Here is a 2,680-nt window from a genome sequence, read left to right as displayed (position 1 = left end):
TCCTTCTCTGTCAATCCAAAATATTGTGAAAAATCACTCTCTAGTATAGTATTTACTCTAATATTGTTCAGTCCAGAGAATATATTCTCCTTAGATATTCTCATTATCCCTGTTAATACCGCTTTTTTTAGTGCTGGATTCTCCTTTAATGCACTTCCAAACAATCCTGTAAAAAAACTTTTTATCTCATCGTAATAACCATTTTCATAAGCTGATACCATTGGTGTATCGTACTCATCTATTAACAGTATGACATTTTGATCATAATAGTTATTAAGAAATGTACTTAATATCTTAATACTCTTTTTTAACTCTTCTATACTTGCATTCTTAGTTGCATATTTTAAATATGTTGGTCTATCTAACTTATCTAATCTATCTATTATATAACGATGCTCCTTATACAAATCCTCAATTAAAATTGCTATTGCCTCAATACATGAATTATAACTATTTGTTTTGATATCCTTGAAAGAGATAAAGATAACTGGATATTTTCCCTGTTCCTCTATTGTTGCAGAGTTCTCTATATATAGATTCTTGAAAAGCTTCCTATTTGTATCTTTTCCAGATATATCATAGAAATATCTTAACATCGACATATTTAATGTCTTTCCAAATCTTCTTGGTCTTGTTATTAGTTGTACTATTGCTCCATTCTCTGATATCTCTTCTATGAATTTTGTCTTATCTACATAGAAATACTCTTGTTCTATGATATCTTTAAAATCTGATACTCCTATTCCTATCTTTCTCATCTATATACCTCCTCTTTCTTTTTTAATAATAAGCTACAGCTTTCTTTCCATCAAAAACTATACCAATTTTTACTATATCCTTTACTCCATTTTTCTTTAATAGTGCTTCATACTTTTTATCCTCTATTTGATTAAAGGCTTTTTCTGCCTCTTTTTCTATATCATTGGTATTTGCTCTTTTTAATTCCAAAATATACCCTGCCCAAGATTTATTTCTTGGAATAAGTATTATATCTGCCCTTCCATAACCGCTCTCCATATTTGGATCCATTATATAGTAATCATCTAAGGCATATAAAAATCCTCCTAATAATGCTTGATAGGGATTCTCATACTTTCTACTTATATCATAGAAACTAATCGCATTAATAACTACATCTTCTAAACTCTTTATTACTTGAGAGATATTTTTGGTAATCAAAGCTTGGACTAAACTTCCAACATTACTACTCTCTCTGAAAATAGCATCTACGAATAAGCCTTTAAATAGACTTTGTATCTCTTTATTTGGTATTCTCAAAACAAACATTGTTTCACTAAGTGTTTCTTTCACTGTTAAATATCCAGAAAATAGCATTATTTCCCAAATATTGTTAGGAGATAAATTATCCCCCATTCTTATGCTTTCATTGATATATACCATTATATCTTTACCATTTATTAAGTCATTTAGATTATCAAAAACAGTTGAATTTGAAGCTAATAGCATATTTAAAATCAGAGCATTTCCTGAGGTATTTACCCAATATGATTTTACCTTTTTAAACTGTACATATTTTAATATACTCCAAGGATTATATATCTCATTTTCTCCAAAACTATACCCATTATACCAAGATTTTACCTCTGGCATCTCATAACCAATGCTGTAATAATCAAGCATTGCTTTTACTTCACTTTCAACCAACCCAAAACAATCACTATATTCATTATTTAGTATTGTATAATTTGTAAAGTTATTTAAATCAGAGAATATTCCTGCTTGAGCTACTCTTATTATCCCTGTAAGTATCCCCATCTTTAAATAATTATTAGTTTTAAGTACATCTCCATAAAAAGCTCTTAAAAAATCTCTCATCTCATTATAATATCTCTTTTCATAAGCTGAAATTATAGGAGAGTCATATTCATCTATTAGTACAATTACCTTTTGGTTATAGTATTTATATAATAAAGAGGTTAAAAAAGATAGAGCAGTTTTTAACTCTTCTTCGTCACTCTCTTTTCCAGCAAATTTATTGAATATTTTATTTTCATTTTCTGTCAATATATGATTAATTTTCCCGTCATACTCATTATATAACTTGAATATTTTATCTCGTATATTTTTTAGTGCTCCCTCCCAAGTAGAAGCAGTTATCCCTTTCATACTAATAAATATAACCGGATATTTTCCCTGTTCTTTCATCATAGGAGAGTTCTCTATATATAAGCTATTAAATAGTTCTCTATTTTCATCTTTATTTTCTATATTAAAGAAATATTTGAGCATAGACATATTAAGAGTTTTTCCAAATCTTCTAGGACGGCAAAATAGTTTTACTTCTGATCCATCGTTTAATATATCCTCTATAAACTTTGTCTTATCTACATAATAACAATCTTGCCCTCTAACTTCTCTAAAATCCTCTATTGCAATAGGTACTTTTTTCATAGCTATACTCCTCTCCTCTTTTTTTAATAATAAGCTACAGCTTTCTTTCCATCAAAAACTATACCAATTTTCACTATATCCTTTACTCCATTTTTCTTTAGTAGTGTTTCATACTTTTTATCTTCTATTTGATTAAAGGCTCTTTCTGCCTCTTTTTCTATATCATTGGTATTTGCTCTTTTTAACTCCAAAATATACCCTGCCCAAGATTTATTTCTTGGAATAAGTATTATATCGGCCCTTCCATAACCACTCTCCATATTTGGAT

The 2,680-nt window shown here is 28.6% G+C and carries 3 protein-coding genes; all 3 read right to left on the bottom strand.

All coding sequences use genetic code 11. The annotated features are described in order from the left end of the window. Positions 1-758: AAA family ATPase (locus tag IAA47_05190; GenBank protein ID MBU3842361.1), on the bottom strand; the 758-nt coding region annotated here is incomplete at its 3' end. A gap of 22 nt (positions 759-780) precedes the next feature. Beyond that, positions 781-2,412 (bottom strand): ATP-binding protein, encoded by a 1,632-nt coding sequence (locus IAA47_05185; protein ID MBU3842360.1) that lies wholly within the window; start codon positions 2,410-2,412, stop codon positions 781-783. Positions 2,413-2,435: 23 nt separating this feature from the next. After that, positions 2,436-2,680, bottom strand: a 245-nt coding sequence (locus IAA47_05180) for a PD-(D/E)XK nuclease domain-containing protein (GenBank protein MBU3842359.1), incomplete at its 5' end; no start/stop codon positions are given.

It is taken from the genome of Candidatus Fusobacterium pullicola (genome assembly GCA_018883725.1).
In the GTDB taxonomy this organism is placed as follows: domain Bacteria; phylum Fusobacteriota; class Fusobacteriia; order Fusobacteriales; family Fusobacteriaceae; genus Fusobacterium_A; species Fusobacterium_A pullicola.
This window is presented reverse-complemented; position numbering and strand designations above follow the sequence as displayed.

What these genes read in the sequence shown, in the direction of transcription:
- IAA47_05185 (MBU3842360.1), bottom strand. Translation starts at nt 2,412, where the DNA reads ATGAAAAAAGTACCTATTGCAATAGAGGATTTTAGAGAAGTTAGAGGG.